Origin of the sequence: Paracoccus sp. (in: a-proteobacteria), from assembly GCF_035556475.1 — a bacterium.
In the GTDB taxonomy this organism is placed as follows: Bacteria; Pseudomonadota; Alphaproteobacteria; order Rhodobacterales; family Rhodobacteraceae; genus Paracoccus.
On record NZ_DATMFA010000110.1, the window covers coordinates 53,017 to 76,745 of the forward strand.

A 23,729-nucleotide genomic window follows, 5' to 3' on the forward strand; every position below is an offset into this window, starting at 1 on the left:
GCCGATAAATCACCACGGCAAGGAGTCATGGGGAACCAGCACGCCCTCACGCATGTTTGAACGGAAGCGATGCAACTGATGCTGCACCGCCTACGCCGCGGACTAGGGTGGAATACAAAAGGTTAACATGTCCCTGAATACCCTTTCCGGGCGATTCGCGCTTCTGACCGGGATCTTCGTGCTGCTGGCCGAATTGCTGATCCTGCTGCCGTCACTTGCGAACTATCGCCTGGACTTCCTGGAATCGCGCCTCGAACGGGCGCAGATTGCCAGTCTTGCCCTGCTTGCGACCGACGAGTCGCTCGCCTCGGACCTCGAATCCGAGTTGCTGGAGAATGCGGGCGTCTTCAACGTCGTGCTGCGCCGCAATGATGTGCGCCAGCTTGTGCTGTCCTCGCCGATTCCCGGCCCGATCGCGGCGACCTATGACCTGCGCGAGCAGCCGTTCTGGACCTCGGCCCGCGATGCGGTGGCGCAACTGCTGGACCCACAGAACCGGGTGATCCGCATCATCGGCGCGCCGGTGAACCAGGCCGGGCAGCTGATCGAGATCACGATGGACACCCAGCGCCTGCGGCGCGAGATGATCGACTATGGCCTGCGCCTGCTGCTGATCTCGGCCGCCTTCTCGATCCTGACCGCGCTTTTGCTGAACGTCGCCGCCCAGCGGATGCTGCTGGTGCCGATTCGCCGGGTCATCAACCACATGACCGCCTATGCCAACGCGCCCGAGGACGCGCGCTCGATCATCACGCCGACCGCGCGGCTCGCGGAGCTGAACGAGGCCGAGGCGGCGCTGGCGGCGATGCAGCGCACCGTGACCTCGGCCCTGAAGCAGAAGGCGCGCCTTGCCCAGCTTGGGCAGGCGGTGGCGCGGATCAGCCACGACCTGCGCAATATCCTGACCACCGCCCAGATCTTCGCCGACCGGCTGGAGACCAGCGAGGATCCCGCCGTGCGCCGCGCCGCGCCGAAGCTGGTCAATTCGATCAGCCGCGCGGTGAACCTGTGCGAGACGACGCTGGCCTTCGGCAAGGCCGAGGAGCCGGCCCCCTCGCTCTCGCGGTTCAACCTCTCGAGCCTCGTCGCCGAGGTGACGGAGGCCGAAGCGATGGCCGCCGACCGGATCAACGGGGCCGAGCCGATCGAATTCCTGACCGACGTGCCGCCGGGCCTGATGATCCGCGCCGATCGCGACCAGCTTTTCCGGGTGCTCTCGAACCTCGTGCGCAATGCGCGGCAGGCGATCGAGGCGACACGCCGCCCCGGCACCATCGAGATCGGCGCAGGCGAGGACGAGGCCGAATGGTTCATCCGCGTCGGCGATACCGGCCCCGGCCTGCCGCAAAGGGCGCGCGACTATCTGTTCCAGCCCTTCTCGGGCGGCTCGCGCAAGGGCGGCACCGGCCTTGGCCTCGCCATCGCCGCCGACCTCGTGCGCAATCACGGCGGGCGGCTGGAGCTTCTGCGCAGCGACGAGGATGGCAGCCAGTTCTGCCTGCACCTGCCGCGGGAACTCGCCGGGGTCTCGGTCATGCCGGAAGCCGTGGCCGGATAGGCTGTGGAAAAGTTTTTCATGCGAATATCCGAAATTCTTCATTTTTGGCCTTGCACCCCCCCGCGCCTGTCTCTAAATCACCGGCTCACAGCGGACCCGTAGCTCAGCTGGATAGAGCACCAGACTACGAATCTGGGGGTCGGGCGTTCGAATCGCTCCGGGTCCGCCATTTATCTCTTTGAAGATATGTGACAATGAAAGAGCCTCCCCTTGGAGGGCTTTCGTCGTTTGCAGAGCCCCGGGCCCCTCCTCTCAACCTTATACGACTGGTCGGGTCAAAGCGTCAGCGCCGGGGAAGTCCCGCTCTCCTCCAGCTCCCAGCTTGCCAGCCAGTCGTCGCCCCGGCGGGCGAGCGTCAGGTAGTTCCGCTGCGCCACATAGCGTCCGGCCTGTCCGGGGATGCGCTCGATCCTGATCTGGCGGTCCGGCAGCGGCCCCTCGCCCAGCGTCGAGAGCGCGCCCAGAAACCGCGCCCATGACCGGGGCGGCGGGCGATGCGCGATGCCCGAGGCGACCAGCTGGTGAAGCGTGACCCCTTCCCCCAGCGGCATGGTGGCCCGAGTCGCGAGATGGATCTCTCCCGAGACGGCGATCACGTTCCGGCCCGACCGGCCCAGTTCGACCATCAGGTTCAGGATCCGCTTCCATTCCTCGCGATGGGAATGGCTCTGCCACTGGTCGCGCAGATCGTCCTCGTATCGCTGCATCCGGGGCACGGCCATCATCAGCGTCTCCAGAAGCGACAGGCGCGGCCCCAGCAGGGGCACGCTGGACAGGATGATGCAGCGCTCGTCCGCGGCCAATGGCGGCTGCGCATCCATCATCGCCCAGCCTCCCGGCCCCATGATCCGCTTGCGCGTGCGTTCGGATCGCAGGTCGGGCGCCAGAAGGCGCAGCCCCGGCGCGCGGAGCGTCCATCCCAGATGGCCGCCCTGCGGATCGGCAAAGCGCGGCGGCAGGTCGCCCTCGATCGTGGCGGCCTGAAAGATCAGGAAAGCCTCGCGCGCGCTGGCGAAAAGCGCCTGTCCGATGGGCGAATCCGTGGCCGAACGCGGCAACGAGCCCCAGCCGTCGCAAATGTCGTGATCGTCCCATTGCATCACCGATGGCACCCGCGCGGCAAGCCGGGCGAAATCCGGCGAGGCATAGAGCGCGGCATAGCGGCTCAGGAACTGTTCGCGCAGATGCTCGCGCAGCCCCGACAGGTCCGCGGGCGTGTCGGGGATGTGATCGGGCCAACGCTCGGTCAGGGGATGGCCGTGCGTCACCTCGTCGGCATAGACCTGATCCCCGCCATGCAGCAGCAAGGCGAAGGGCGCGCGCTCATGCTCCCGGCACAGGCGCGCCCACATCACGTTGCGCTCGGACCCCTCGCGGTCCAGATCGCCGACCTCCTCGCCATTGCAGGAGACATAGGCCAGTCGCGCATCGCCGGTGAGGTTGACCGAGACCGGATAGGTCTCGCCGTTCCAGCGATAGGCCTTGGCATCATGCGGCAGGGTGAACCGCGCGCGGAACACCGTCGCCGCGCGATATTCGGCCAGCGGCTGCACCGGCACCTCGCCCCCGTCGGTCAGGATCGGAGGCAATTGCGCATCGACGGGTGCAATGAACAGGGCAGCCAGATGGACCGCGGCATCGTCGAGCTGGTCCAGAAACAGGATCGGCCCGATCGGCCTTGCTGGGGCGGTCATGTCATCCTTGTCCGTTGCGAATCCCGCCTGCATCTCATCCGGCAGCGACCCGCGCAACCGGCCTTGGGGGCGGACACACGGCCTAGTGAATACGAGTGGGGCCATTGCCCGCAAAGCAGGCTCATCCGTTCGGGGCCAGCCGCAAACCTGCGGTTTTCCGCCCTGCCGGCCTATCGAATGGCGGCGGGGTCAAGGGCACGCCCGCCGCCGGACGCCCCTTTGCGCCGCCTCACTGACGGGCGAGCCAATCGGTGATGCGGTGGCGCAGGTTCGTTTCCCCCTGCTCGCGCGCCTCGTCGATGACGCCCTTCAACTCGTTCAGGTCGACGCGCCGGATCAGGTGCTTGACCGGTCCGATCGAGGCCGGACGCATCGAGAGCCGCCGGAAGCCGAGGGCGGCGAAGGTCACCGCCTCTATCGGTCGCCCGGCATCCTCGCCGCAGAACGAGACCGGGACGCGCGCCTCGTTGCAGCGCAGCAGGATCTGTTCGAGCAGGCTGATGAAGGTGGTGTTGAGCGAATCGTAGCGGCGGCGCACGCGCTCGTTCTCGCGGTCGGCGGCGAAGAAGAATTGCTTCAGGTCATTCCCGCCGACCGAGATGAAATCGCACATCTCGAAGAATTTCTTCGGCGCGAAGGCCAGCGAAGGTGTCTCGAGCATCGCCCCCACCCGCACATCGGTCGGCATGGGGTGACCAAGGCGCTGTTCGCGCGCGACCTGCTCCATCAGCAGGCGATGGGCTTCCTCGAACTCGCCCATCTCGGTGATGAAGGGAAACATCACATGCAGCGGACGCCCCGCCGAGGCGCGGATCAGCGCCTGAAGCTGCATCCTGAGCACGCCCCGCTTGTCGAGGCCGACGCGGATCGCGCGCCAGCCCATGGCCGGATTCGGCTCGTCCTGCGGCTTCATATAGGGCAGCACCTTGTCCGAGCCGATATCCAGCGTGCGGAACATCACCGGCTTGCCCTGCGCGCTGTCAAGGACGCGGGTATAAAGCGCCGCAAGCTCGCCCCGCCTTGGCACCCTGGTGCGGGCGAGGAACTGAAGCTCGGTCCGAAACAGCCCGACCCCTTCGGCACCCGAGCTTTCGAGGCTGGGCAGATCGGCCATCAGCCCGGCATTCATGTAAAGCTGGATCGTCGTCCCGCAGCCTGCCGTCGCCGGCAGGTCGCGCAGGCCCGCATAGCGCTGCTGCGCCTCGGCCTGCATCGCCACCTTGTCCCGGAAGGCGCCGACGATGCTCTCCTCGGGGCGCAGATGCACAACGCCCATGTCCCCGTCGACAAGGATCTGATCGCCGTTCAGCGCCTCTGATGTGATGCGGTCGGCATGGATGACCAGCGGGATCGACAGGGCGCGGGCCACGATCGCGGCATGGCTGCCGACCGACCCTTCCTCCAGCACGACGCCCCGCAGCTTGCGGCCATAATCCAGCAATTCGGCCGGGCCGATATTGCGGGCGACGAGAATCGGGTTCTCGGGCATCTCTGCCCCGGTATCCCTGCCCTGCCCGGTCAGGATGCGCAGCAACCGGTTCGACAGGTCATCGAGATCATGCAGGCGGTCGCGCAGATAGGGGTCGGCGGCGCTTTCCAGCCGCGCCCGGGCCTGGCTCTGCTCTTTCTCGACCGCCGCTTCGGCCGACAGGCCAAGATCGATGGCCTCCTCCATCCGGCGCAGCCAGCTTCGGGAATGGGCGAACATGCGATAGGTTTCCAGCACCTCGGTGCTTTCGCCCGGCCCCATCTGATTTCCGGCCAGCAGCGAGTCGACGGTGACGCGCAGCATCGCCACGGCCTCGCCCAGCCGGGCCTTTTCCTTCTGCGGATCCTCGGCGACCGGGTTCGTCACCACGACGCGCGGCTCGTGCAGCCAGACCCGCCCCTCGGCCGCGCCCTCCTGCCCGGTGCCGCCACGGAACAGCACCGGAAAGCGGTGGCGCAGCGGCATGCTGTCCGATTGCGTGCCGACGAAGGCGCCCAGCTCGGCCATCTCGGCCAGCACCATGGCCACGACCTCGAGGCCATAGACCTCATCTTCGGAAAAAAGCCGGGCATCGCGGGACTGGACGACAAGGACGCCGACCTTTTCGCCGACGCGCTGGATCGGCACGCCGAGGAAGCTGGAAAAGACCTCCTCGCCCGTTTCGGGCATATAGCGGAAACCCGGTTCGGACGGCGCGTCGGCGGTGTTGATCGGCCGGCCATAGCGCGCCACCCGCCCGACCAGCCCTTCGCCAAGGCGAAGGCGGGTGCGGTGGACGGATTCGGGCTTCAGCCCCTCGGTCGAGCAGAGTTCAAGCGTCTCTGAATCGCGAAACAGATAGATCGAGCAAACCTGCGTCCGCATCGAATCCGCGATGTGATGAGTGATCCGGTCCAGACGGTCCTGCCCGCCCCCCGGTGCCGCCAATATCTCGCGCAGCCTCAGCAGAAGCTTGCGCGAGTCGCTGTCCTTGCGTTCGGGCACGGATCCTCCGATCACGGCCCGAGCGCCGGCTCAGGCCTGTTCCAGTTCGAAGGCATCATGCAGTGCCTGAACCGCGAGTTCCATATACTTGCGGTCGATCAGCACCGAAATCTTGATCTCGCTGGTGGAGATCACCTTGATGTTGATGTTCTCATCAGCGAGCGCCTTGAACATATGCGCGGCGACGCCGGCATGGCTGCGCATACCGATGCCCACGACCGAAACCTTGGCGACCTCGGTATCGACGACCAGGTCGTCATAGGCGATCTGACCGGCGGCCTTGGCCTCCTCCATCGCCTTCTTGGCGCGGGCGACCTGATTGACCGGGCACGAGAAGGTCATGTCCGTCACGTTGCCGGGGTGATCGTCATAGTCTTTTTCCGAGATGTTCTGGACGATCATGTCCACGTTCACGCCGGCATCGGCCAGAGGCGCGAAGATCGCAGCGGAAATCCCGGGCTTGTCCTCGACCGTGACCAGGGTGATCTTGGCTTCTTCGCGGGAAGAGGCGATGCCGCTGACGACTTTCGATTCCATGATTTCATCCTCATCGCAGATCAGAGTGCCGCTGGTTTCGTCCGTATCCTCAAAGGACGACAGCACCCGCAGGCGGACCTTGTAGCGCATGGCCAGCTCGACCGAGCGGGTCTGGAGAACCTTGGCGCCCAGGCTGGCCAGTTCCAGCATTTCCTCGAAGGCGATCTTGTCAAGCTTGCGCGCTTTCGAGGTGATGCGCGGATCGGTGGTATAGACCCCGTCCACATCGGTATAGATGTCGCAGCGCTCGGCCCCGAAGGCGGCGGCGAAGGCGACGGCGGTGGTGTCCGAACCGCCCCGGCCCAGCGTGGTGATGCGCCCCTCGGGCGAGATGCCCTGGAAGCCCGCAACCACGGCGACCTTCATGCCCTCGGCAAATTTCTGGTCGATATTCTGGCGCGGAATATCGACGAAGCGCGCCGAGGAATGCTGCGAGGTGGTGTTGATCGGCACCTGCCAGCCCTGCCAGCTGCGTGCGGGGACATCCATCTCCTGCAGGGTCAGGGCCATCAGGCCGGCCGTCACATTCTCGCCCGAGGCGACGACAGCATCATATTCGCGCGCATCGAACAGGGGCGAGGTCGCCTCGACCCAGCCCACCAGCTCGTTGGTCTTGCCGGACATGGCGCTGACGATGACGATGACGTCATAGCCGCGCTCGACCTCGCGCTTGACCTTCGTCGCAGCGTTCTTGATGCGGGTCAGGTCGGCCACCGAGGTGCCGCCGAATTTCATTACCAGAAGCGGCATATATTGCCCCCAGCAGCCACAGGATTTCAGGGGGCGCTTCTATGGGGCGCGCCGGGAAAGGGCAAGGGCCGAAAGGAATTGTCCCGAGATTGCAGAGGAGACGGATCCGCGCCGGGTTTGGACAGCTAAGACCACATATCCTGACAAGAGCGCGCCGCCGTCGGAATGTTCTGCCGGCGATTGGCTGCCGGGGAAGGCGGATGAATCCTTGCGACCTCGCGCATGCCCTCTAAGCTGAACCACATTCTCCCAGATTCCGGCCGGACGATGCAGACGATTTACGAAAAAAACAGCCCCTATCCTCAGCAGTTCTCCCCCGAGATGGATCTGCCCGCCCATGATGGTCCGACGCGCACCTATCTCATCGCCTCGACGGCCCGGTCCGGCAGCCACATGCTGGGGCACCTGCTGAAGGATGCGGGGCCCTTCGGGGTGCCGCTGGAATACCTCCATCACGGAAACCTCAAGCTGTGGATGCACCGCTTCGGGACCGACGACCCGCAGGCTGCGCTGCGCGAGGTGATCCGGCACCGGACCGGAGCGACGGGGTGGTTCGGGCTCAAGGCCCATTGGCACCAGTTCTTCCCGTTCCGCAAGAACCATGGAATCGAGGTTCTCGGGGATCTTCGCACGGTGCTCTGGATCTATCGCCGCGACATACTCGGTCAGGCGATTTCATATACGATCGCGGCCCAGACCGGCCAATGGATTTCCGGCGCGCCCCGAAAGGCGGAACCGAGATATGATTATGACGCCATCGCGCGATGCCTGAACAATCTGCGCGCCGAAAACAATTACTGGAGCATCTTTCTGTCGAAACAGAATTTGCCGGTCCTGCGCATCGCCTTCGAGGATCTGGTCGATCCGATCATCCGCCCCGGCCTGATGACCCGAATCCTCGCACGTCTGGACGCAAGACCGCAGGAACCCCAGCAGGCTTTCGAGCCGGCCCGAACCCAGAAGCAGTCGGCCAGCATCAATGAAGAATGGCGCGAAGCCTGGCTGTCGGAGGTGCCGGAGGAGCGGTTGCCAATGACAACGCTTGCCTAGCGCGGGCGCGCCCCGGGATCCGTCAACCGATGGGAGTGCTGGTCGGGGCGAGAGGATTCGAACCTCCGGCCTACGGTACCCAAAACCGTCGCGCTACCAGGCTGCGCTACGCCCCGAACCTCGGGCTATCTAGCCGCTTGATCGCGCCGGGGAAAGGGGAAATCCGACATCCGCGCTAGTTGCAGCGCACCGCCGCGTCCTCTTGCGGCAGGCGGGGATGGGCCAGCACCATGCCGGGGTGCAGACCCAACCGCTGAGCCTCGCCCCCCGCGACCTCCAGCACCATGAGGCGGTCCGGTGAGGGGTCGCCCACGGCCGCGCCGGGAATCGGCGTCTCGTCCAGCGGGCGCGCCATCGGATGGATGTGCCGGACCTCGCCCCGCTGGTCGATGAAAACCATATCGAGGGGGATCAGCGTATTGCGCATCCAGAAACCGACGGGCTGGGGCTGCTCATAGATGAACAGCATCCCATGGCCCTCGGGCAGATTCTTTCGGAACATCAGGCCGCGCGCGCGCTCCTCGGCGTCATCGGCAATTTCGACCGTCACCTGAACGGTCTTCTCGCCGTCAAGGAACAATGCGCTCCCCTCCGAGCAGGTCACATCCGCAGCGGGGGTGGCGGCGAATAGGGAATTAGTGGTCGTGAAGATCAGAACAACAGCTGCGGCCTGCCATTTCATACCGCGCCCGCAACCAGCCGCAGTTTAGCGAGCGCGGCCGCTCCCCCCGGTTGTAGCCCACGCGCCTCTGACGCTGCTTTTTCCCATGAGAGAACCTGTGCGGCCATCAGCCCCCTGCGGCCATCGACCACCCGGAGGGCGATCGCCTCGCCCACGGCGAGGTCCGAGAACCCCGAATGGCGCAATACCTCGACATGCAGGAAGACATCCGCCTTCTGTTCGAAGATATTTGCAAAGCCGAAGCCCTTGGCCTTGTCGAACCATTTGACCCGGGCGGGAAGCAGGGGAAGCTTCGCAACCTCCTCCGGCGTGGCAGAGCAGAGATCGGCAATGGCCGGCATCGGCTCGCTCGCGGGAGCATCGATCTCCAGAATCTCGACCGCCTGGATGCCGCGCGGGGTCCGCTGCACCATGGCGCGCACGCGCGCGCCCTCGGCGACCGAGCTTTGACCGAAATTGCGCAGCACATTGGCATGGAGCAGGATGTCGGAGCCACCATCGGGATCAGTCAGAAAACCGAACCCCTTGCTGCCGTCAAACCATTTCACGATCCCGGCGACTTCACGCAGCTGATCGTCGTTATCAGTCATTTCGCTCACATACCCAATAGACGAAACCCCGACCTCCAGCCCCGGCCGCTTGGTCCCGTCCTTGACAACGCAGGGATGAACTGAACGGACCGACGGAAATTAGGTCAGGCTTTCCATACCATGAATAAAAGCATCTTCCGCATCAAGGGCTAAGACGCCGGACGGTCCATAAAGTTTCCCCGACCGACGGAGATCCGCCGATTATGTTGCCGCTTTCGTTGGCATAATCCCGTTTCAACCACTGGAAGCGGTCATGCAGGCGAAAGGCTCCATCCGCCCAGAACTCGATCTGGACCGGCCGAATCCTGTAACCTCCCCAATGGGGGGGCCGGGCAGGTCGCAACCCAAGATTGATTCCCTGCCGCGCCACCTCGGCCATCAGCGCGGCCCGGCTTTCCAGCGGCCGGCTCTGCCGCGAGGCCCATGCGCCGATGCGCGACTGCAGCGCGCGCGAGGCATAATAATCATCCGCCACCTCCGCCTCGACATGCGAAACATGGCCGCGGACCCGGATCTGCCGGCGCAGCGATTTCCAGTGCATCACGAAGGAAGCGACGCCCGTGGCCTCGATCTGCTGCCCCTTGGCGCTCTCGAAATTGGTGTAGAAGACAAAGGAGCCGTCGTCGCCCTGCCCCTCGATATCCTTCAGCAGCACCATGCGGACATCGGGCAGTCCGGCCGGATCGACGGTGGCCAGCGCGATGGCATTGGCATCGTTCGGCTCGGTCTTCGCCGCCTCGGCCAGCCAGGCCCGCGCGATGTCGAAGGGATCATCTCCCGCGAATATTCCTGTGCGGTCCGTCATGCGCTGGTCCTCGCTGACACTTGATGCCTCTTTGCAGTTGTCTTAATCCTGCCGGAACCGAAGAAGCGCGAGGGGCAGCATCATGTCAAGTCAAGCCGGTATGGGGCTGATGAAGGGGCGTCGCGGCCTCATCATGGGTCTCGCGAACGACAAGTCGATTGCATGGGGCATCGCCAAGGCGCTCGCCGATCAGGGGGCCGAGCTGGCCTTCTCCTATCAGGGCGATGCCCTGAAGAAGCGGGTCGAGCCGCTGGCCGCGCAACTGGGCTCGGACCTGCTGGCCGAATGCGACGTTTCGGACGAGGCTTCCATCGACGGCCTCTTCGCCACCGTGGCCGAGCGCTGGGACAGCATCGACTTCATCGTCCATGCGATCGGCTTCTCGGACAAGGACCAGCTGCGCGGGCGCTATGCCGATACGACGCGCGACAACTTCCTGATGACGATGGACATCTCGGTCTATTCCTTCACCGCCGTCGCCCGCCGGGCCGCCGCGATGATGCCGAATGGCGGCTCGATCGTCACGCTGACCTATTACGGCGCCGAGCGCGTCATGCCGCATTACAACGTGATGGGCGTCGCCAAGGCCGCGCTGGAGGCATCGGTGCGCTATCTGGCCGAGGATCTGGGCAAGGACGGCATCCGCGTGAACGCCATCTCGGCCGGTCCGATCAAGACGCTGGCTGCATCCGGCATCGGCGATTTCCGCTATATCCTGAAATGGAACGAGTTGAACTCGCCCCTGCGCCGCAACGTGACGCAGGACGAGGTCGGCAAGTCGGCGTTGTATCTGCTGTCGGACCTCGGCTCGGGCGTGACCGGAGAGACGCATCACGTCGATGCCGGCTATCATGTCGTCGGCATGAAGGCGGTGGACGCGCCCGACATCTCGACGGTCAAGAAGGACTGATCCCCGGCCATGAGCGCCGAACAGGTCATCGCGCTTGTCTCGGCGCTTACGCTGGCGATCCTGGCGCCCGGCCCGGCCATGATCGCGACGGTGCAGACAGCCTTCGCCCATGGCCGACAGCGCGCCCTGCCCTATGCGCTGGGGCTGGCGACCGGGGCGTCGCTCTGGTGCATCTTCGCGCTGCTGGGACTGGCGGTCGTCTTCAGGCTGCATCCCCAGCTTTTCGCGGCGATGAAGATCTTCGGCGGCCTCTATCTGTGGTGGTTCGCATGGGGTTTGTGGCGGGCATCGACCGACCCTCTGCCCGATGCGGCCAAGGGTTCCTCCAAGGGGTTCTTCGGCGGCATCGCGCTGAACCTCTCGAACCCCAAGCCCGCGCTTTTCTACGCCGCGCTGATCCTCTCGGTCTTTCCCGCGCCGATGGCGCCGCAGCGTCAGGCCTTGATCTATGCGATCTGTCTTGCGACCGAGCTTTTCTGGTATGCGCTGATCGCCGTTCTGATGTCGACAGGGGCCATGCGCAGGCGCTATTTTGGCGCGAAATTCTGGATCGACCGGACCGCAGCCACTGCCATGGCGCTGCTGGGCCTCATGTTGATCGTCAAGCACTGAAAGGATCGAAGGAATGAACGACCGGCTACCGCATGAACGCGGCTTCCACATCAGTTGGGACCAGATGCATCGCGACGCGCGCGCGCTGGCATGGCGTCTGGATGGCCGGGAATGGCGCGCGATCCTTGCGATCACCCGTGGCGGGCTGGTCCCCGCGATGATCGTCGCGCGTGAGCTTGACGTGCGCACGATCGACACGATCTCGGTCAAATCCTACAAGGGCGTGGGCGCCGAGGCCGGACAGGGCGAAATCCAGGTCCTGAAGGCGCCGGACCATGACCTGATGGGCGACGGCGACGGTATCCTTGTCATCGACGATCTGGTCGATTCCGGCCGCACGCTGGAGCATGTGCGCAAGCTTTACCCCAAGGCGCATTTCGCCACCGTCTATGCCAAGCCCAAGGGCCGCCCGATGGTCCAGACCTATGTGACCGAGGTGAGCCAGGATACCTGGATCTTCTTCCCCTGGGACATGGCGCTGCAATACGTCCAGCCCTATCGCGGCGAGGATTGAGGGATACGCGGCGCGGTTGCCCTCAGGCATCCCGCGCCGGCTTCACGCCGAGGGAAGCGCCGCCTACGGCGTTCCATCCCTGAGCTGGCGCTCGATTTCGATCAACCGCTGTTTCCGCCACAGACCGCCGCCATAGCCGGTCAGCGACCCGTCGGCGCCAAGGACGCGGTGGCAGGGGACCATCAGCGCGATCTGGTTCGCGCCATTGGCCCGCGCCACGGCGCGCGCGGCCGTCGGCCTGCCGATGCGCCGCGCAATATCGGAATAGCTGCGCGTCTCTCCCGCCGGGATTTCGCGCAGCGCCTCCCAGACCTCGCATGTGAACGGGCTTCCGGCGAGGGCCAGCGGAGTCTGGAACCTGCCCGACCGCGCCGCGAAATAATCGGAAAGCTCGGCCGCCGCCTGATCCGAAGGGGCGAAGGAGCCGATCCCGATCGCCTCGCGCGAGGCAGCCTGCAGGCGTTTCAATTCAGCCGGCAGGGCCTTGCGGTCAAGAAACTCCAGCAGATGCAGATGGCTGCGGCTGCTGACCGCGATCATGTCGCCCAAGGGTGACGGAATCCATGTCGCCCGCAAGAGGCGGTCCGCGCGCAGGTCCGATGGCGCGCAACCCAAAAGTCTGGCGAAGGCGGCCCGAAAGGCGCTGGGGGAATCGAAGCCCGCCTCGTGCTGGGCGGTGATCACCTTTTCGCCCATCGCCAGCGACTCGAACCCCTCGCGCAGGCGGCGCTGCCGGGCCATTTCCAGAAAGGTCATGCCGAAATGCCGCTTGAAACTGCGGCGGACGGTCGAGGGATCGAAGCCCAACTGCTCGACATGCCCCTCGGACCAGCGCAGGCCGGGCCTCTCGTCCAGCGCGGCCAGAAGCGCCGCGATCACCGGATCGGCGGTTGCCGCTGCCCGGAGCGGATGGCAGCGCAGGCAGGGGCGATAGCCCACCTCGATACATTCGCCGATTGTGGCGAAGAAGGTGCAGTTCTCGGCCCTGGGTTTTCTGGCCGGACAGGTCAGGCGGCAGAACACCCCGGTCGAAGCAACACAGACATAGGCCTGCCCGTCATAGCGCCCGTCGCGGGCAAGCAGGGCGGAATAGAGGGTATGGAAGTCGGGAAGATCAAACAGCATGGAGGATCTCTACTCCGGCTCGAGACCCGATGACGCCGGTTTTCGGGCGCCTATTTCGTTTTTTCCACGACAGGCACCAAGACCCTACCCGTTCCCCCTGACGAACCGTGCCGCTTCCTCCGCCGCCCGTTTCAGCGCCCGGCTCTTGTTCTCGGTCTCGACGAACTCAGCCTCGGGGTCGCTGTCATAGACGACGCCGCCGCCCGCCTGGATATAGAGGGTCTGGTCCTTGATGACCCCCGTGCGCAAGGCGATGCACATGTCCATCTCGCCATTGGCGGCGAAATAGCCGACGCCGCCGGCATAGACGCCGCGCTTCTCCGGCTCCAGTTCGTCGATGATCTCCATCGCGCGGACCTTGGGCGCGCCCGAAACGGTGCCTGCGGGCATCCCGGCCAGCAGGGCGGAAAGCGCATCCTCGCCCTCGCGCAACTCGCCCACCACGTTCGAGACGATGTGCATGACGTGGCTGTAGCGTTCGACGATGAACTGCTCGGTCGGCTTCACCGTGCCCATGCGGGCGACGCGACCGACATCGTTGCGGCCGAGGTCGAGGAGCATCAGATGCTCGGCCCGCTCCTTCTCGTCGCCGAGGAGGTCGGCCTCAAGCGCATTGTCCTCCTCGGGCGTGGCACCACGCGGGCGGGTGCCGGCGATCGGGCGCACCGTCACCTCGCCGCCGCGCAGACGAACGAGGATCTCGGGACTGGCGCCGACGATCTGGAAGCCGCCGAAGTTCAGATAGAACATGAAGGGCGACGGGTTGGTGCGGCGCAAACTGCGATAGAGCGAGAAGGGCGGCAGCGGGAAATCCATCGCCCAGCGTTGCGAGGGCACGACCTGGAAGATGTCGCCCGCGCGGATATAATCCTTCGCCTTCTCGACGGCGGCGAGATAAGCCTCCTTCGAGAAGTTCGAGCGCAACTCGCCGACTTTCAGGTCATGTCCAAGCGCGCGCGGTTCGGAAGGCTGCCGGTCGAGCGAGCGCAGCGCCTCCATCAGGCGCTCGGCGGTCTGGGCATAGGCTGCGCGGGCGGGCAGCCCCTCCTGATGCCAGGCGGGCGCGCAAAGCAGCACCTCGCCCTTGACCCCGTCCAGCACGGCCACGACCGAGGGACGCATCATCACCGCGTCGGGCAGATCCAGCGTGTCGGGATTGACGTTCGGCAGGCGCTCGACCAGCCGGATCATGTCATAGCCGAGATAGCCGAACAGCCCCGCCGCGCCCGCAGGCACGCCGTCTGGCATGTCGATGCGGCTTTCCGCGATCAGCGCGCGCAGGCTTTCGAGGGCGGGACGCCCATCAGCCTCGAACTCCTCCGAATAGCGGGCGTTCCGGTTGATCCGCGCCTTGCCCTCGCGGCAATCCCAGATCAGGTCCGGCTTCATCCCGACGAAGGAGAAGCGGCCACGCACCTCGCCCCCGGTCACGCTTTCCAGCATGAAGCTGTTCGGCGCGGCCTCGGCCAGCTTCAGCATCAGGCTGACCGGCGTGTCGAGATCGGCGGCAAGGCGGATGGTCAGAAGCTGGTTGCGCCCCTTGGCCCAGCCGCGTTCGAATTCGGGAAAATCGGGAGAGATGTCCATCATTGCATCTGTGCATTGACCGCATCAACGGCGGTCTGGTTCACGGTCACGCCGCTGCGGGTCTGGATCGCGCGGGTGAAATATTCGAACACGTCCTGGCGCAGGGAATCGCCCAGCCGGTTCTGGATACCGTCGCGCATCTGGGCGGCATCGGGTCCGTCCGTTTCGGCGGTATGGACCTGATCCAGCGTGACGAGGAACACCCGGCCCTCGGCATCGACAACCTCGGTCATGCCCGGATCGCGGATTTCAAAGGCGCGGCTCACGACATCCTGCGGGACGCCGTTGATGAAGCCGCCACGGCTCAGCGCGGTCACGGGCTGGCCCTTGTCGGGGGCATCGACCGGCGAAACCGCCGGCGCGGTGGCCGCGGGAACGGCGCCGACGGCCTGTGCGACGGGCGCGGTTGCCGCGGGGGCGGCGGGCACCGGCTCTGCCGCGGCCTCGGTCGCCATCTTGCGCTCCTCGGCCAGCGCGATCAGCTGGCGCATCGTCTCGTTCTGGGTCCAGTCCTCCAGCACGCGCTCGCGCACCTCGGCGAAGGGGATCAGCGCCGGCGGCCGGATCTCGTCAAGGCGCATCGCGAAGATGCCGCCATCCTCGAAGGTCATGACCTCGGGGAAATCGGACTGGGCGATCTCGGCGGCCTTCTGGCGGAATTCGGGATAGGCGGTAATGCTGTTCGGCGAGGCTTCCTCGGCCCCGGTCCAGTCGATCTGGCCAAGCCGCATCCCGGCCTCCTTGGCCAGTTCCTCCAGCGTGGAGCCGCCCGCGATCAGGTCCGAGATGCTGCCGGTCTGCTCGTCGATCTGGCGGCGCGCGCGGTCGATCGCCGCCTCGACCCGCAGGTCGTCGCGCGCGGCCTCGAAGGGGACATTGACCGGCTCGAGGATCGCGTTCATGGCGAAAAGCGCAGGCCCCAGATCGCTGCTGGCCGGTCCCGCGACGCCGGGCTGCTCAAGCGCAAAGACCGCATCGCCGGCCGCGCCAAGCTGGGCCTTCGTCACTTCGCCAAGATCCACGTCGGAGAGCGTCAGCCCGCGCTCGGCGGCGAGTTGTTCAAAGTTCACCTCGCCTTTTTCGATGCGGGCCTTTGCGGCCTCGGCGGCGGCGACGGTCGGGAAGACCAGACGCTCGACCATGCGGCGCTCGGGCTGCTGATATTCGTCGATGCGGCTCTGGTAGAGGTCGCGCAGGGCTTGCTCATCGACCTCGACATCCTTCTCCAGCATCTCGGGGGTCAGCCAGACATAGGTGATCTTGCGGGTCTCGGGCGAGGTGAAGCGCGCCTCGTTCGCCTTGTGCCAGGCTTCCAGTGTGGCGTCATCGGGGGCCGCGATCGGTGCGGGCAGATCGGCGGCGGTCAGTTCCTGCCAATGGATGTCCCGCGTCTCGAGCAGCCAGCCCAATGTCCGGTCCGACACCGCAGCCGGGGCGGTCACGCCCGCAAGGGTGGCGCGCTGCAGGATCAGCCGCGCCTCGTCCATGCGCAGGTCATGTTCGAAATCGGCCTCGCGGATGCCCTCGCGGTTCAGCGTGTCGGCATAGCGCGCGCGGTCGAACCTGCCATCCAGCCCCTTGAAGGCGGCGGCATTGGTGATCTGCTCGGCCACGGCCTTGTCGCCGACCGAGATGCCGAGGCGGTTGGATTCGTCCTCAAGCGCGGCCGAAACCATCAGCCGCGACAGCGCCGCCTGATCGAGACCGATCGCACGGGCCTCGGCCGGGGTCAGCTGGCGACCGGTCCGGGCCGCGAAATCCTGCATCTCGGCCTTGAGGCTGCGCGCATAATCCTGCGAGGAAACCTCGACATTCCCGACCGATCCGATATCCGCCGTGCCGCCAGAGAAATTGGTGACGCCGAAGCCGCCAAGTCCCAGGACCAGCATCCCCATCAGCAACCAGACGATGGTCGATTTGCCCTTGCCGCGCATTAGCCTGTCCTGCCCCTTTTTTCGTCCCTGCAGTCTTTAGGGTGCGAAAACCCCGTCGGCAAGTGCCGCAACCCTCCGGGGGGCCGCGACCCTTCCTCACAAACGCGCGGGCGGTGCTAGGCGCGGAACCCGGCCAGACGCTGCATCAGCGTGCCGATCCCCGCCGCGTCGGCATTGGCGAAGGCGATGCGGACATGGCGCGCGCCCTCGGCATCGCCCTCGGGCATGAACATGGTGCCGGGCAGCAGCAAGACCCCCGCCTCGCGCACCAGCCGCTTGGCAAGCTCGGGCGAGGGCAGGTCGAACGGATGCTCGACCCAGGCGAAATAGGCGCCGCAGCCCTTGACCTTCCAGCCCTCAAGCGCGGCCATGCCCTCGGCCATGGCGCGGCGGCGGTTCAGGATCTCGGCCCTTTCGCCGGCCAGCCAGTCGCCGAGGTTCTCCATCCCCCAGGCCGCGCCGATCTGGCCGATCTGGCTGGCGCAGATGGCGACGGTGTCGAGGAATTTCTCGACCTCGACCATGCGCGCCTCGCTCGCGATCAAGGCACCGATGCGGTGGCCGGTCAGGCGGTAGGCCTTCGAGAAGCTGTAGAGGTGGATCAGCGTATCGCCCCAGTCGGGATCGGCAAAAAGCCCATGCGGCGCGCCCGAGCGCGAGTCGAAATCGCGATAGGTCTCGTCCACGATCAGCGCGAGGCCACGCGACCGTGCAAGCTCGAAGAACGCCCGCAGCGTCTCGGCCGGGTATTCCGCGCCCGAGGGGTTGTTCGGGCTGACCAGTACGATGGCGCGGGTGCGGTCGGAGATGAGCCGCGCCGCCTCGGCCACGTCGGGGATCATGCCCTGCCCGCAATGCAGCCCGGCCGTGCGGATGCCCTGCATGTCGAGCCACATCTTGTGGTTGAAATACCACGGCAGCGGCAGGATGATCTCATCCCCCGCGCCGGCCAGCGTCTGGATGGCGGCGCAAAAGGCCTGATTGCAGCCTTGGGTAATCGCGACCTGACCCGCGCGGATGCTGCCGCCATAGGCGCGGCTCCAGTCCCGCGCCACCGCCTCGCGCAACTCGCCCCGGCCAAGGACGGGGCCATAGAAATGCGCGTCCGGCTGGTTCAGCGCCGCATCCGCCATCGCGCGGCGCAGCGGTTCGGGCGGCGGATCGACGGGCGCGGCCTGGCTCACGTTGATCAGCGGGCGGTCGGGCGCGAAGGTCACGCCATCAAGCCAGCGCCGCGCCTCCATGACGGGCGGGCGAAAGGTGGCGGCAAGGGCGGGGTTCAACGGCAGCATGATTTCACTCAGTTCGGCTCGGTCAGGCGCAGCGCGCCGAAATCGGGCGGGGTGGAAAGGTCGAAACCGGAAGTCGACGGCAGGGGCGCCTCGGCCGGGGCTGGCGCTTCGTCGATGGCGGCCGCCGGCTGCGCCGGCAGCGGGTCGGGACCGGGCAAGGCAAAGGCCGCTGGGGCTGTCGGGCTGGGCGCGTTCCCGGCCGGCGTCGGCAGGTCCACCGCATCGGGCGCGGGCGCGGGCATCAGAGGCGCGGCAGGCGCCGCACCGCCCGCCTCGGGCATCGGGATCGGGCCTGCCGAAATCGGTGAGATTTCACCCGCGGGCGACGAAACCGCAGGGGCTTCGGCCTCACGCGGGGCAACCGCTGCCATCGGTTCGGGTCTGGGCGGCGCGGTATCGGAACCGCGCGCGAACTCGGATCCTGCAGGAATGACCGGCTCCTCGGCCAGAGGCGGTGTTTCGGGCAAACCGGGTGCCCGCGCCTCCGCGGCAGGCTGGCTGACCGGGGGCGGAGCGGGATCGGACGAGGATCGGGGCGGTTCGGAACTGGCCGGGGCAATGTCGGCGGAGGACGCGGGCAAAGACGCGGGCATCTCGGGCTGTGCGGGTCGGGGAGTGGGGCCACCGGCAATGGCGGGGGCCTCGACCAGTGCCTCCGGCGCGGGTCCGGGCGGCTGCGGCAGGGCCAGCGACAGGACGACCAGCCCGGCGCCCGAGAGAAGCGCCCCCTGAAACAGCCCCGTCGCAAATCCTCTCGCCATACGCGATCCGCCCCGTCCGCCCCTGTTTTTATTGCCCGCGGGGTTGACCCTGCCGCCGGCTTTGCACCATCTATAGCCGCAGATTTTCCGGGGTTCACCCCCCAATGCAAGGCCCAAGCCATGATCCTGCTCATCGACAATTACGACAGCTTCACTTGGAACCTCGTCCATTACATGGGCGAAGCCGGTGCGGATGTCCGGGTCTGGCGCAACGATGCGCTGACGGTCGAGGAAGCCCTTGGCATGGGTGCGCAGGGGATCCTGATCTCTCCCGGTCCCTGCGATCCGGCACAGGCCGGGATCATCGTCCCGCTGATCAAGGCGGCGGCGGAACGCGACTTGCCGTTGTTCGGGGTCTGCCTTGGCCATCAGGCCATCGGCGAGGCCTTCGGCGGCAAGGTGGTGCGCGCGGACCGGATCGTTCACGGCAAGACCGACGCGATCAGCCATGACGGCACCGGGGTCTTTACCGGCCTGCCCTCGCCTCTGACGGCGACGCGCTATCACTCGCTGACAGTCGAGCCCGAGAGCCTGCCCGACTGCCTGCGCGTGACCGCGACCGCCCCGGACGGCACCATCATGGGGCTGGCACACAAGACCCTGCCGGTCGAAGGGGTGCAGTTCCATCCCGAAAGCATCGCCTCGGAATACGGGCATGAGATGATCCGCAACTTCCTGCGCCGCTGCTCGAACCTGGAGTCGGCGGCATGATCGCGCCGTCGGATATCCGCCCGCTGATCGGAATCGCGGCAACCCGCCCGCTGACCGGAACCGAGGCCGAGGCAGCCTTCGGCGCGCTGTTCGAGGGCGCGGCAACGCCCGCCCAGATCGGCGGCCTCCTGATGGCGATGCGCGTGCGCGGCGAAACGGTCGAGGAGATGGCCGCCGCCACCCGCGCCATGCGCGCCCGCATGAACCGCATCAAGGCGCCCGACGATGCAATCGACATCGTCGGCACCGGCGGCGACGGCAAGGGGACGCTGAACATCTCGACCGCGACGGCCTTTGTCGTCGCAGGCGCAGGCGTGCCGGTCGCCAAGCATGGCAACCGCAACCTTTCCTCGAAATCCGGCTCGGCCGATGCGATGACCCATCTGGGCCTGAACGTCATGGTCACGCCGGAAATGGCCGAATCCGCGCTGGCCGAAACCGGGATCTGCTTCATGATGGCGCCGATGCACCATCCTGCGATGCGCCATGTCGGCCCGGCCCGGACCGAGCTTGGCACGCGGACCATCTTCAACCTGCTCGGCCCGATGACCAATCCCGGCGCGGTTCGCCGGCAACTGACCGGCACCTTCGACCGGATCTGGAACCGCCCCATGGCCGAGACGCTGCGCGAGCTTGGCTCGGACCGGGCATGGCTGGTCCACGGCTCGGACGGAACGGATGAGATCTCGATCGCGGGTCCGACCTGGGTTGCGGAACTGAAGGACGGCGACGTGACCGAGTTCGAGATCTCGCCCGAGGATGCCGGGCTGTCGGTCCATCCCTTCGAATCCGTGCTGGGGGGCGAGCCGGCGCAGAACGCCGCCGCGCTGCGCGCGCTTCTGGGCGGCGAAAAGGGCGCCTATCGCGATGCGGTGCTGCTGAATGCCGCGGCCGCGCTGGTGATCGCGGGCAAGGCCGCTGACCTGCGCGAGGGGGCCGAAATGGCGCGCGAGTCGATCGACAGCGGCAAGGCCGCCGAAAAGCTCGCCCAGCTTGCCGCACGGGTCGGCGCGCCCGAGGCATGAGCCTGCCCGCTTCCTGGGCCGACCTGCCCTTTTTCAGCGAGGACTGGCCCACCCTCGCCGCCCGGCTTGACGGTCAGGACTGGCTGCCCGGTCCCGCGCGCGTCTTTGCCGCGCTGGAGCTGACGCCGCCCGAAGCGGCGCGGGTGGTAATCCTTGGTCAGGATCCCTACCCGACGCCCGGACATGCGAACGGCCTCGCCTTTTCGGTGACGCCGGAAACCGCGCTGCCGCGCTCGCTGAAGAACATCTATGCCGAGATGCGGGATGATATCGGCGCGTCGCCCCCGAATGGCGACCTGAGCCATTGGGCGCGGCAGGGTGTACTGCTGCTCAACACCTCGCTGTCGGTGCTGCCGGGACAGGCCGGGGTGCATGCGAAATGGGGCTGGGACAGGCTGGCGCGACAGGCCGTCCGGCGCGCGCAGGCCGAGCGTCCGCTGGCCTTCGTCCTTTGGGGCGCGCATGGGCAGAAGGCGCTGGCCGGATTGCCCCGCGCCGAGGATCTGGTGATCGAGAGCGCGCATCCCTCGCCCCTTTCGGCCCGGCGCGGCTTTTTCGGCTCGCGCCCCTTCTCCCGCGTCAATGACTGGCTCGCAGCGCGGGGCGAGGCCCCGATCGACTGGGCCCTTTCCGAAACAACCGCTGCGGAGTAGAAACGCGCATGGACATTCTTGACCGCATCAAAGCCTACAAGATCGAGGAAATCGCCGCCGCCAAGGCCGCCCGCCCGCTTTCCGGGGTCGAGGCAGAGGCCCGCGCCGCCGACACGCCGCGCGGCTTTGCCGATGCCCTGACCCGCCATGCCGCGACCGGCCATGCGCTCATCGCCGAGATCAAGAAGGCCAGCCCCTCGAAGGGTCTGATCCGCCCGGATTTCGACCCGCCGGCGCTGGCGCGGGCCTATGAGGCCGGGGGCGCCGCCTGCCTTTCGGTGCTGACCGATGGCCCGAGCTTTCAGGGCGCACCGGAGTTCCTGACCGCCGCGCGTGCCGCCTGCAACCTGCCGGCGCTGCGCAAGGATTTCCTCTATGACACCTATCAGGTGGCCGAGGCGCGGGCATGGGGCGCCGATTGCATCCTGATCATCATGGCTTCGGTCGACGATACGCTGGCCGCCGAGCTTGAGGATGCAGCCTTCCACTGGGGCATGGACGCCCTGATCGAGGTCCACAACCGGGAGGAGCTTGAGCGCGCCCTGCGGCTGAAATCGCCGCTGGTCGGGATCAACAACCGCAACCTCAAAACCTTCGAGTTGAGCCTGCAGACCACCCTCGACCTCGCGCCGCTGGTGCCGGAGGGGCGTGATGTCGTCTGCGAAAGCGGGCTGTTCACCGCCGCCGACCTGAACCGCATGGCCGATGCCGGGGTGAACCGCTTCCTGATCGGCGAAAGCCTGATGCGGCACGAGGACGTGACCGGCGCGACGCGCGACATCCTGGGCCTTGCGGGATGAGCCTGACGCATTTCGACGCCCAAGGTCAGGCCCATATGGTCGATGTCTCGGACAAGCCCGAGACCGCGCGCGAGGCCATGGCCGAGGGCGTCGTGATCATGTCGCCCGAGACGCTGGCTTTGGCCCAGGGCGGCGCGGCCAAGGGCGATGTGATGGGCGTGGCGCGGCTGGCGGGGATCATGGGGGCCAAGCGCACCTCGGACCTGATCCCGCTTTGCCATCCGCTGCCGATCACCAAGGTCGCCGTCGACCTCGTCCCCGACCCGTCTTTGCCCGGCATCCGCGTCACCGCGACCGTCCGCACCGCCGGGAAAACCGGGGTCGAGATGGAGGCGCTGACCGCCGTGTCGACCGCCTGCCTCACCGTCTATGACATGCTGAAGGCCGCGCAAAAGGACATGCGCATCGAAGGCATCCGCCTGCTCTCCAAGACCGGCGGCAAATCGGGCGAGTTCCGCGCCGCACCCTGAGGACCACCATGATCAGCGTCGAAGAAGCCCATGCCCTCGTCCTTGCTCTCGCCCCTGCGCCCGGGGTCGAGGAGATCCCGGTCGGCGAGGGGCTTGGCCGGGTGCTGGCCGCGCCCGTCATCGCGCGCCTGACGCAGCCACCCTTCGATGCCTCGGCCATGGACGGCTATGCGCTGCGCTCGGCCGATCTGCCGGGACCGCTGCGGGTGATCGGCACGGCGGCGGCGGGCCAGCCCTTTGCCGGAGAGACGCCGCCCGGCACCAGCATCCGCATCTTTACCGGCGCGCCGGTTCCTGCGGGCTATGACCGGGTGGTGATGCAGGAACATGCCGAACGCCGGGACGACCTTGTCACGGTGCCGGATGCGGGAGCGAACCTGAACATCCGCAGCAAGGGCAACGACTTCGCCGAGGGACGCGAGTTCATGCCGCGCCGCCCGCTGCGCGCCTCCGACCTCGGGCTGATCGCGGCGATGAATGTGGCGCGGATCAGCGTCGCACGCCGTCCCCGCGTCGCGGTTCTGGCGGGCGGAGACGAGCTGGTCCGGCCCGGAGACAGCCCCGCCGCCGGCCAGATCATCAGCTCGAACGACATCGCCATTGCCGCGATGGCGCGCGAGGCCGGGGCGGATGCGGTGATTCTCCCCCTCGCCCGCGACACCGAGGAAAGCCTGCGCGCCCGCTTCATCGAGGCCGAGGGATCGGACCTGATCGTGACGATCGGCGGCGCCTCGGTCGGGGACCACGACCTGATCGGCAAGGTCGCGACCGGACTTGGGATGAAGCAGTCCTTCTACAAGCTCGCCATGCGCCCCGGAAAGCCGCTGATGGCCGGGCAGATCGACGGCGCCGCGATGCTCGGCCTGCCGGGCAACCCCGTCTCGGCCATCGTCTGCGCCAAGCTTTTCATGCAACCCCTGATCCGCGCCATGCAGGGCCTGCCCGCGGAAGGCGCGACCGAGCGCGCCACCCTCGCGCGCGACCTGCCGCCCGAGGGCGACCGCCAGCATTACCAGCGCGCCCGCCTGCGGATCGAGGACGGCCGGCCGGTGATCGACCCCTTCACCGATCAGGACAGCGCCCGCCTCTGGATTCTGGCCGAGGCCGATGCGCTTCTGGTCCGCCCCGCCCATGACCCGGCGCGGAAGGCGGGCGACCCGGTGACATTCATCCGGCTCTGACAGGGTTAAGCGATT

22 protein-coding genes and 2 tRNA genes are annotated in these 23,729 nt (G+C 66.7%); 12 read left to right on the forward strand and 12 right to left on the reverse strand.

Translation table 11 applies throughout. The annotated features are described in order from the left end of the window. The first annotated feature begins 127 nt into the window (after nucleotides 1-127). Both VNQ78_RS15620 and VNQ78_RS15625 read left to right on the forward strand, forming a co-directional pair. Nucleotides 128-1,558 (forward strand): HAMP domain-containing sensor histidine kinase, encoded by a 1,431-nt coding sequence (locus VNQ78_RS15620; RefSeq protein ID WP_325691414.1) that lies wholly within the window; start codon nucleotides 128-130, stop codon nucleotides 1,556-1,558. Between the two features lie 92 nt (nucleotides 1,559-1,650). Continuing rightward, nucleotides 1,651-1,727, forward strand: a tRNA-Arg gene (locus tag VNQ78_RS15625). Nucleotides 1,728-1,833: 106 nt separating this feature from the next. On the opposite strand, the gene VNQ78_RS15630 is transcribed toward VNQ78_RS15625, so the two are convergent. The 3 genes from VNQ78_RS15630 to VNQ78_RS15640 form a co-directional block, all read right to left on the reverse strand. Then, nucleotides 1,834-3,252: an alkaline phosphatase D family protein gene (locus tag VNQ78_RS15630; protein WP_325691416.1), complete on the reverse strand. Its 1,419-nt coding sequence runs from the start codon at nucleotides 3,250-3,252 to the stop codon at nucleotides 1,834-1,836. 229 nt (nucleotides 3,253-3,481) lie between these two features. Then, entirely contained in the window at nucleotides 3,482-5,725 is a 2,244-nt protein-coding gene (ptsP, locus tag VNQ78_RS15635) for a phosphoenolpyruvate--protein phosphotransferase (protein ID WP_325691418.1), read from the reverse strand. Nucleotides 5,726-5,755: 30 nt separating this feature from the next. Further along, the gene (locus tag VNQ78_RS15640) at nucleotides 5,756-7,012 is read right to left on the reverse strand and encodes an aspartate kinase (protein WP_325691420.1); all 1,257 of its coding nucleotides are present in this window, start codon (nucleotides 7,010-7,012) and stop codon (nucleotides 5,756-5,758) included. A 267-nt stretch (nucleotides 7,013-7,279) separates the two neighbouring features. On the opposite strand from VNQ78_RS15640, the gene VNQ78_RS15645 reads away from it, so the two are divergent. After that, complete coding sequence (locus tag VNQ78_RS15645) at nucleotides 7,280-8,062, forward strand: Stf0 family sulfotransferase (RefSeq protein ID WP_325691422.1); 783 nt, start codon at nucleotides 7,280-7,282, stop codon at nucleotides 8,060-8,062. Nucleotides 8,063-8,101: 39 nt separating this feature from the next. On the opposite strand, the gene VNQ78_RS15650 is transcribed toward VNQ78_RS15645, so the two are convergent. From VNQ78_RS15650 to pdxH, 4 genes are all read right to left on the reverse strand, one after another. Beyond that, nucleotides 8,102-8,178: transfer RNA gene (locus VNQ78_RS15650), tRNA-Pro, on the reverse strand. Between the two features lie 59 nt (nucleotides 8,179-8,237). Next, the gene (locus tag VNQ78_RS15655; RefSeq protein ID WP_325691424.1) at nucleotides 8,238-8,744 is read right to left on the reverse strand and encodes a DUF192 domain-containing protein; all 507 of its coding nucleotides are present in this window, start codon (nucleotides 8,742-8,744) and stop codon (nucleotides 8,238-8,240) included. Then, nucleotides 8,741-9,334 (reverse strand): cold shock domain-containing protein, encoded by a 594-nt coding sequence (locus tag VNQ78_RS15660; RefSeq protein ID WP_325691426.1) that lies wholly within the window; start codon nucleotides 9,332-9,334, stop codon nucleotides 8,741-8,743. Before VNQ78_RS15660 ends, VNQ78_RS15655 begins: the two co-directional genes overlap by 4 nt. Nucleotides 9,335-9,476: 142 nt before the next feature. Continuing rightward, nucleotides 9,477-10,139, reverse strand: coding sequence for a pyridoxamine 5'-phosphate oxidase (gene pdxH / locus VNQ78_RS15665; RefSeq protein WP_325691428.1), 663 nt, complete (start codon nucleotides 10,137-10,139; stop codon nucleotides 9,477-9,479). A gap of 82 nt (nucleotides 10,140-10,221) precedes the next feature. Between pdxH and fabI the strand changes: the two genes are divergently transcribed. From fabI to gpt, 3 genes are read left to right on the forward strand one after another with little or no spacing between them, the layout of a single operon-like run. After that, complete coding sequence (gene fabI / locus VNQ78_RS15670) at nucleotides 10,222-11,049, forward strand: enoyl-ACP reductase FabI (protein ID WP_325691429.1); 828 nt, start codon at nucleotides 10,222-10,224, stop codon at nucleotides 11,047-11,049. 9 nt (nucleotides 11,050-11,058) lie between these two features. Beyond that, the gene (locus tag VNQ78_RS15675) at nucleotides 11,059-11,661 is read left to right on the forward strand and encodes a LysE family translocator (protein ID WP_325691430.1); all 603 of its coding nucleotides are present in this window, start codon (nucleotides 11,059-11,061) and stop codon (nucleotides 11,659-11,661) included. Nucleotides 11,662-11,674: 13 nt separating this feature from the next. After that, the gene (gene gpt / locus VNQ78_RS15680; protein ID WP_325691431.1) at nucleotides 11,675-12,175 is read left to right on the forward strand and encodes a xanthine phosphoribosyltransferase; all 501 of its coding nucleotides are present in this window, start codon (nucleotides 11,675-11,677) and stop codon (nucleotides 12,173-12,175) included. A gap of 63 nt (nucleotides 12,176-12,238) precedes the next feature. Here the strand turns inward: gpt and VNQ78_RS15685 are convergent, their stop codons facing one another. The 5 genes from VNQ78_RS15685 to VNQ78_RS15705 all read right to left on the reverse strand — a co-directional run bounded on the left by VNQ78_RS15685 (nucleotide 12,239) and on the right by VNQ78_RS15705 (nucleotide 18,874). After that, complete coding sequence (locus tag VNQ78_RS15685; RefSeq protein ID WP_325691433.1) at nucleotides 12,239-13,300, reverse strand: trifunctional transcriptional activator/DNA repair protein Ada/methylated-DNA--[protein]-cysteine S-methyltransferase; 1,062 nt, start codon at nucleotides 13,298-13,300, stop codon at nucleotides 12,239-12,241. A gap of 84 nt (nucleotides 13,301-13,384) precedes the next feature. Next, nucleotides 13,385-14,887 carry an anthranilate synthase component I gene (gene trpE, locus VNQ78_RS15690; protein WP_325691435.1) on the reverse strand — a complete coding sequence of 501 codons (1,503 nt, stop codon included), beginning with the start codon at nucleotides 14,885-14,887 and terminating at the stop codon, nucleotides 13,385-13,387. Continuing rightward, nucleotides 14,887-16,821, reverse strand: a complete 1,935-nt coding sequence (locus VNQ78_RS15695; RefSeq protein WP_325691437.1) for a peptidylprolyl isomerase — start codon at nucleotides 16,819-16,821, stop codon at nucleotides 14,887-14,889. The genes trpE and VNQ78_RS15695 overlap by 1 nt, the downstream gene beginning before the upstream one ends. Nucleotides 16,822-16,937: 116 nt before the next feature. Continuing rightward, nucleotides 16,938-18,116, reverse strand: coding sequence for an aminotransferase (locus VNQ78_RS15700; protein WP_325691612.1), 1,179 nt, complete (start codon nucleotides 18,114-18,116; stop codon nucleotides 16,938-16,940). Between the two features lie 5 nt (nucleotides 18,117-18,121). After that, entirely contained in the window at nucleotides 18,122-18,874 is a 753-nt protein-coding gene (locus tag VNQ78_RS15705) for a hypothetical protein (RefSeq protein ID WP_325691439.1), read from the reverse strand. A 120-nt stretch (nucleotides 18,875-18,994) separates the two neighbouring features. On the opposite strand from VNQ78_RS15705, the gene VNQ78_RS15710 reads away from it, so the two are divergent. From VNQ78_RS15710 to glp, 6 genes are read left to right on the forward strand one after another with little or no spacing between them, the layout of a single operon-like run. Further along, nucleotides 18,995-19,585, forward strand: a complete 591-nt coding sequence (locus VNQ78_RS15710; protein ID WP_325691441.1) for an aminodeoxychorismate/anthranilate synthase component II — start codon at nucleotides 18,995-18,997, stop codon at nucleotides 19,583-19,585. Continuing rightward, nucleotides 19,582-20,610: an anthranilate phosphoribosyltransferase gene (gene trpD, locus VNQ78_RS15715; protein WP_325691443.1), complete on the forward strand. Its 1,029-nt coding sequence runs from the start codon at nucleotides 19,582-19,584 to the stop codon at nucleotides 20,608-20,610. Before VNQ78_RS15710 ends, trpD begins: the two co-directional genes overlap by 4 nt. After that, nucleotides 20,607-21,263: a uracil-DNA glycosylase gene (locus VNQ78_RS15720; protein ID WP_325691445.1), complete on the forward strand. Its 657-nt coding sequence runs from the start codon at nucleotides 20,607-20,609 to the stop codon at nucleotides 21,261-21,263. The genes trpD and VNQ78_RS15720 overlap by 4 nt, the downstream gene beginning before the upstream one ends. A gap of 8 nt (nucleotides 21,264-21,271) precedes the next feature. Further along, nucleotides 21,272-22,063, forward strand: a complete 792-nt coding sequence (trpC, locus tag VNQ78_RS15725; protein ID WP_325691447.1) for an indole-3-glycerol phosphate synthase TrpC — start codon at nucleotides 21,272-21,274, stop codon at nucleotides 22,061-22,063. Then, complete coding sequence (gene moaC, locus VNQ78_RS15730; protein ID WP_325691449.1) at nucleotides 22,060-22,533, forward strand: cyclic pyranopterin monophosphate synthase MoaC; 474 nt, start codon at nucleotides 22,060-22,062, stop codon at nucleotides 22,531-22,533. The genes trpC and moaC overlap by 4 nt, the downstream gene beginning before the upstream one ends. A gap of 8 nt (nucleotides 22,534-22,541) precedes the next feature. Beyond that, a complete protein-coding gene (glp, locus tag VNQ78_RS15735; RefSeq protein WP_325691451.1) occupies nucleotides 22,542-23,714 on the forward strand; it encodes a gephyrin-like molybdotransferase Glp in 1,173 nt (390 codons plus the stop codon). Nucleotides 23,715-23,729 lie beyond the last annotated feature (15 nt).